We start from the raw sequence: 5484 nt of genomic DNA, 5'->3' as shown, positions 1-5484 counted from the left end.
CAGACGCCGGATCAGGCTTACTTCAACGCGCTGGCACCAATGATGGTGGCAGCATAATCGAGGCGGAAATCCACTTAACAAAAAGCCCGAAACTGTTCAGACAAACCGAGCCACCTCTGTTTTGCCAGAGTTCTGATGACGAACTCGAAGGAAAGCGGTGAAGAATGATTTCACAACGGGACGTGATCGAAGCTATCGATGCCGCTGATGTCGATTTTTCTTGGTGTTGGGAGTGCTTTCGGAAATTAAGGCGCGGCGAGATAGAGTTGCACTATTTCGCGGATTTTCAAATTCGGCTTACCAAGGCTTTTGTGAAGCTTGATGCGACATATAGAGCTATCAAAACAGAAAAAGATCGTCTTATTGAGAAGAAAAGCCGTTTCCAGCCAAGCTGGTTTAGCGCCCGGATGGGCAGGCTTGATTTATATCTGAAAGCTATCAAGGAGGCGCTGGGGATAGCGCGTAGTCTTGGTGATGGGTTCGCTTGGATATTTTATCGGGATGAAGCTGCTTTGCTTGAAGCGCATGCCCGCGAGCAACGCCAGCTTTTGTTGCCGCCAAATGTTGGCGGCCTTGGTGAACGAGCCTTCCTTGAGAATATGCAGGGATTTGGTGGCATGTTCGTATTGTACCATGCCGTCACCTCGTTCCTCCGGCTTGGCGACGTCAGTTTTTTTGATCCTAGTTCAGGTCGTATCACGACAATAGGTGAGCTTAAGACACGCCATGTGGAGGGCAACACATATAATATTACCGTGGGCCTTGTGGCGGGGGCTGAGAACAGTCCGCTTTTGCAGCGAGCGGAACAGGCATCAAACCAAGAAAAATCCGATTCCGTCCCTCCCGAAATGCTTGAAGCGGCCGTTGAGCAAAAATTAAAGCGGCAAATGGAGCAGATCGCCGAAGCTATTAAAAAGCAGAAGAAAAGCGAGGAGAATGTAAAGCTGAACACGCACGGGGATTTCCATTTTAAGATTCTGGAAGATGTTGTTCAGCGAAGTCATCGGAAAGCGTTTGAGTTTAAAAAGGCGGGAGCTGGCCTTGTGCTAGGAACATGGAGACCGCGCCATTTTGGCAGTCTGGGCCAAAGGATTCTGAGGAAAAGTGGGAATCTCAAGAAGTCACTAGAGCCAGTGCAGCAGGTGGTTCAGGAGATACTGGATCCGAGCCTTCTGGATAATTGTCTGTTTGTGGGCAGTGTCGGTAGCCATGGAAGCGGCTTCCCAGCAACGATGATTGGCGCCGTTCCCTTGATGTGGTGGCCTCTTGAGGAAAATGTTTTACGTGACGTGCTTTTTGGCCACGTGATTGTGGTCACCATCTTCAATCCGGCCCAGTTGTGGGCCTTGCTTCGTCAGCGTGGGTTTGTCATTGAGACAAACGGGCGATCACAGGTAACGAGCATGTACCGGCAGGTTGGTGATAAGAGGTTCGAAGTAAGCAACTTCCATCACTTTGAGCGCATGGTCCAACACGCGCTCATGGACGAAACTGCTGTTGTAGACATGATAGAATCGACGGCAGAGCGAGCAAGTCTTATCGCGGGGGATGTGCCACTTCGGATGGACCTCAGACCGCGGATCGTGATCTGAGAACTGGAATACTCTTGGTGACGTTGAGGGCCTTGATCGGATTGACCGAATCCCTATCGGATACTATATTTGGTGCATGAGCGCACTTTTTGGCACTACAACTGCGAATTCTTTGATAGGAGGGCCGTCGCGCTCCTTGGGGCTGAGCGCTTGGGTGGGGCTATCATCTAGTGTGAACACACCTCAACAGTGGAGATTCGTGACGCAGCGCTTTGCGCAGTTCATCGACAATCTCGTCATCACGGATGCGCAGCTTCAGGATGGTTTAACCAAACAGGCCGGGGTCCGGGATTGTTTGAACCGGTATTTTTGGGGCTATTCGTCGGAGACCGACAACAGCCTGTTGATCGGTTCCTGGGGTAAGCAGACCCGTGTGCGACCGTCGCGGGATGTGGATATGATCTTCCTCCTCCCATCGTCCGTATTTCATCGCTTCCAGGCGCGTACCGGCAATCGCCAGTCCCAGCTCCTCCAAGAGGTGAAGAACGCGCTGGCGTTCACCTATTTCCAAACGGCCATGCGAGCTGATGGCCAAGTGGTGGTCGTGCCATTTACGACGACTCCGATTGAGGTTTCTCCCGGATTCCTCTGTGATGACGACTCGATTATTGTATGTGACGCAAACGATGGTGGCCGTTACGTGACTTCCACGGCACGTGCGGAAGCTGCTGCGTTGGTGGAGGCGGATGCCCGCACAAACGGAAACACCCGCCGCCTTGCACGCATGTTCAAGCAGTGGCAGCGCCACTGCGATGTCCCGCTGAAATCCTTTCAGATTGAACGGTTGGTCGTAGAGTTTTTGGGGATGCATCCGAATGCGACGGAGGATTACTTCTATTACGATTTTCTGGTGCGCGATTTCTTCGCCTATCTTATCAACCGTTCCAACACCTACATCACTATGCCCGGCACGGGCGAGCTGATCTGGCTTGGTAGTGACTGGTTGACGCGGGCCCAGACGGCATCACGAAATGCTCTTGCCGCGTGTGGGGCTGAGAAAGAGAACAGCAAGATTCTGGCGGGTCTTTACTGGCAGGATATTTTCGGCCCGCAGATTCCGAGTGACGTATCATGAGTGATCCGCGTATCCAGAAGCTTGTCGATGAGTGTCATAGGCAAGAGGAAAACTGCCGATACACAGCGGTGTCCTTTACCCTCTGGCTGCGCTGGCTTAAACGTTTTCGCCTCTTCTGTGAGGTTGCTCCTATTGTATTCGGCGCTCTGGCGACATGGAAGATCGTATCCCAGACATCACCGACCTGGGCTGCCGTCTTCACGCTGCTCGCAACGGTTATACCGCCTGTCTACAAGGCATCCAAGGCGGATCGTGCAATTGACGACTATACGACAGCTACCGGGGAATTCACCAACCTACGGGACCGTTTCCGTCAGGTCGCGACCATCTCGTCCCATGAGGATTTCTCCCAGTTCGAAGCCAAGGTGAAACCGCTCCTTGACCGGCTTGAAAAAGTACGCGCCCGTGCGCTGACGCCGCCAGAATGGTTGTTCAAGTTGTCGCAACGCAAGGTCCAGAGCGGTGACTACACTCACGACTACGATCTCGCCAAGCAAGCTGCGGATCAGGGCTAGGTTTCGTGAATGACAGGCCAAGACGAATACGATCTTCAAGCCGTCGTAGACGATGGTAACCTTGGTACGGAGCCTTCGGAATCCTACCGTGAGAGCTTGAGTGCTCTCGATAATGTCGTGCGGGAATGCATACATGTGTCGAAGAGCTATGCGGGTATCCCGGCACCAACCGGGCGTCATTTCTATGCTTCTGTCCTCTTTACCGTTCTCATAACGCGTGGTGTTAGCCTGCTGACCTTGGCGCCCCACACGCCTTGGGCAGACAAGAAGATTGAGCATTGGGACTACGCGTCGCTTGCGGGGCTCGTCCGCACGATGATTGAGCTACGGGTAGCCTTTTATTACCTCTGCGCGGAAGAATGCTCCGACGATGAATGGAACTGCCGATGGAATCTGTTCAATCTGCATGACTGTGTGAGCCGAATCCGGATGTTTGACGCATTGGGCGATACGGAGCAGGTGGAGGGACTTAAAGCTCAGGCTGATGAGTTGCGTGGTCGTCTTACGTCGAATCCATTTTTTAACGCGCTGGACGCCAAGAGACACAAAAAACTGTTGCATGGTCAAACCGCATATCTGTTCTCGCTTGAGGAAATTGTGGAGAAGGCGGGCATCGCTGTTAACCACTTTCGATGGCTGTATGTGCTCTTCTCTAGTTACGTCCATGGCTTGCCAATGTCATTTTATCGGCTTGGTGGCGACAACACAGAGCGTGGGCGCGGGCTTCCCAGTCCGGTTGAAGATTCCTATTCGTCGCTGTGTTTGTCATTAGCATTGACTCTTCTCGTCCGAACCCGTGACGAGCTTCATCAACTCTTTGAGGGGCTTCGCCAGCCAATAGAAGAGAGTAGCGCGACCGAGGTTACCGAGCAGCAGGTTCAAGACGGTCTTCAGGTTGGCCAGAGCGCGTCATTCGATGCCACTGAAGATATACAAATGGTCTTCACTCGGACGGCAGTGGACGCTTTGGATGTCGTCTATATCTACCGTCCGACTGGAGAGGTCGTTCTTGAGAGTTCGGATTCGGAGGGAAATGGGCCGGAACTCAAATGGTTTGAGCCGGTATTCTGGAGGGTTTCGCTGAATGGCGAACCTGTGACAGAGCGCGGGCTGATAAAAGCTATGGAGAACCCACATGCCTTTAGGGTGGATCATGTCGAGCATTCTATCCTTTTCAAGGCGAACGACTAAGCTGCCGGTTAGATTCGTCAAACGGCTCCGGCCGAGGCTCCCTCGGGATACGACTGGATGCCTTGCGGTTCGTATCGCAGGGACTAACCGCTGCCGGTCGCGGGCGTGAGCTTGCCAACGGATAACGCGCACGCATAAGCGCCACCGTGCATCCACCATTACAGATGAGAATGACGCCGAAGGCTCCGCCTCGGGCTTCCGCCGTCCGCGCTCCCGTGTGAGCGGAGCAGGGGTGGGGCGTGCCTGATGAGATGGGTTGGCAGATGGCCCCCCATAAGGCCCTGTCGTGTCCGGCGTTCGGCCAGCCTGTGCTCGGGAGACCGCTTGCGGCGGCACACGGCTGGCGGGTTGGTGGAGACAGGGCAGGGTGCCATTACCTGCCGACCTATCTCATGGCACAGCTACGCCGCGCGGAGTGAAGCGGGACAGGTCGGATGTGCGACATCCGACCGTGCGGGCGGCGGCGGTCCGTCACTCCCTCATTCATTAGGGAGTGACGGACCGCTACCAAACCCACGGTAGCCGCCACTCCCATGCAAAGGTTTCCACATGACACGCGAATGACCACGCGCAACGCTCCGCTTCGCTGATCATTTTCAGCGCAGGCCGCTGGAAATTACGAACCGGTGGCGTTCATTATCTCGCCAGATCAAGCCTGACGCTGATCCATCTACCTCACCGTTTCCCCAGCAAAAGGAGGGCTTCCATGCCTGCTCTACATATTCGCGCGCCGCCGCTGCGGCATCCATTCCCGACATCCGTTCGCACCCGAACGGGTATCGGTTGCCCAACAGGGCACACCACACAGGCCAGCCAACCGGCTGGCTCGGGAGGCTTTTACCACGAGGACAACTGACTGACGCATTCCGGCTCCCGTCGCGAATGACCTTCGCGGGGTGACCTGATCCAAGGACAGGCATCAGCCATCAACACTCACCGACCTCTCAAGGAAGGAAGCTAGATGGATAACCTGACCATGGACCTTGTCCGCTTTGCGGGTTTCGGTAATTCGCGGACAGGGATTCCATTAAATCCCGGACAGCGATTTCACTAAATCCGGGACAGCATTTCCGCTAATTCCCGGACAGCGATTCCGGTAAATCCCGGACAG

The 5484-nt window shown here is 54.4% G+C and carries 4 protein-coding genes; all 4 read left to right on the top strand.

The features are described 5' to 3' along the window. Nucleotides 1–164 precede the first annotated feature (164 nt). The 4 genes from OK142_RS24965 to OK142_RS24950 all read left to right on the top strand — a co-directional run bounded on the left by OK142_RS24965 (nucleotide 165) and on the right by OK142_RS24950 (nucleotide 4373). Nucleotides 165–1592, top strand: a complete 1428-nt coding sequence (locus tag OK142_RS24965) for a hypothetical protein (protein WP_498685702.1) — start codon at nucleotides 165–167, stop codon at nucleotides 1590–1592. 199 nt (nucleotides 1593–1791) lie between these two features. After that, nucleotides 1792–2667 (top strand): SMODS domain-containing nucleotidyltransferase, encoded by an 876-nt coding sequence (locus tag OK142_RS24960; RefSeq protein WP_313609392.1) that lies wholly within the window; start codon nucleotides 1792–1794, stop codon nucleotides 2665–2667. A gap of 68 nt (nucleotides 2668–2735) precedes the next feature. Beyond that, on the top strand, nucleotides 2736–3182 hold the full coding sequence (locus OK142_RS24955; RefSeq protein WP_444759536.1) for a hypothetical protein: 447 nt from the start codon (nucleotides 2736–2738) through the stop codon (nucleotides 3180–3182). 9 nt (nucleotides 3183–3191) lie between these two features. Continuing rightward, the gene (locus OK142_RS24950) at nucleotides 3192–4373 is read left to right on the top strand and encodes a DUF5677 domain-containing protein (protein ID WP_498685701.1); all 1182 of its coding nucleotides are present in this window, start codon (nucleotides 3192–3194) and stop codon (nucleotides 4371–4373) included. Nucleotides 4374–5484 lie beyond the last annotated feature (1111 nt).

Origin of the sequence: Agrobacterium sp. BT-220-3, from assembly GCF_025910175.1 — a bacterium.
Lineage (GTDB): Bacteria > Pseudomonadota > Alphaproteobacteria > Rhizobiales > Rhizobiaceae > Agrobacterium > Agrobacterium oryzihabitans.
The sequence above is the reverse complement of the archived record's forward strand: the minus strand, read 5'-3'. Positions and strand labels throughout refer to the sequence as shown.

Coding starts and splice junctions, on each gene's coding strand:
- OK142_RS24965 (WP_498685702.1), top strand. CDS start 165: ATGATTTCACAACGGGACGTGATCGAAGCTATCGATGCCGCTGATGTC.
- OK142_RS24950 (WP_498685701.1), top strand. CDS start 3,192: ATGACAGGCCAAGACGAATACGATCTTCAAGCCGTCGTAGACGATGGT.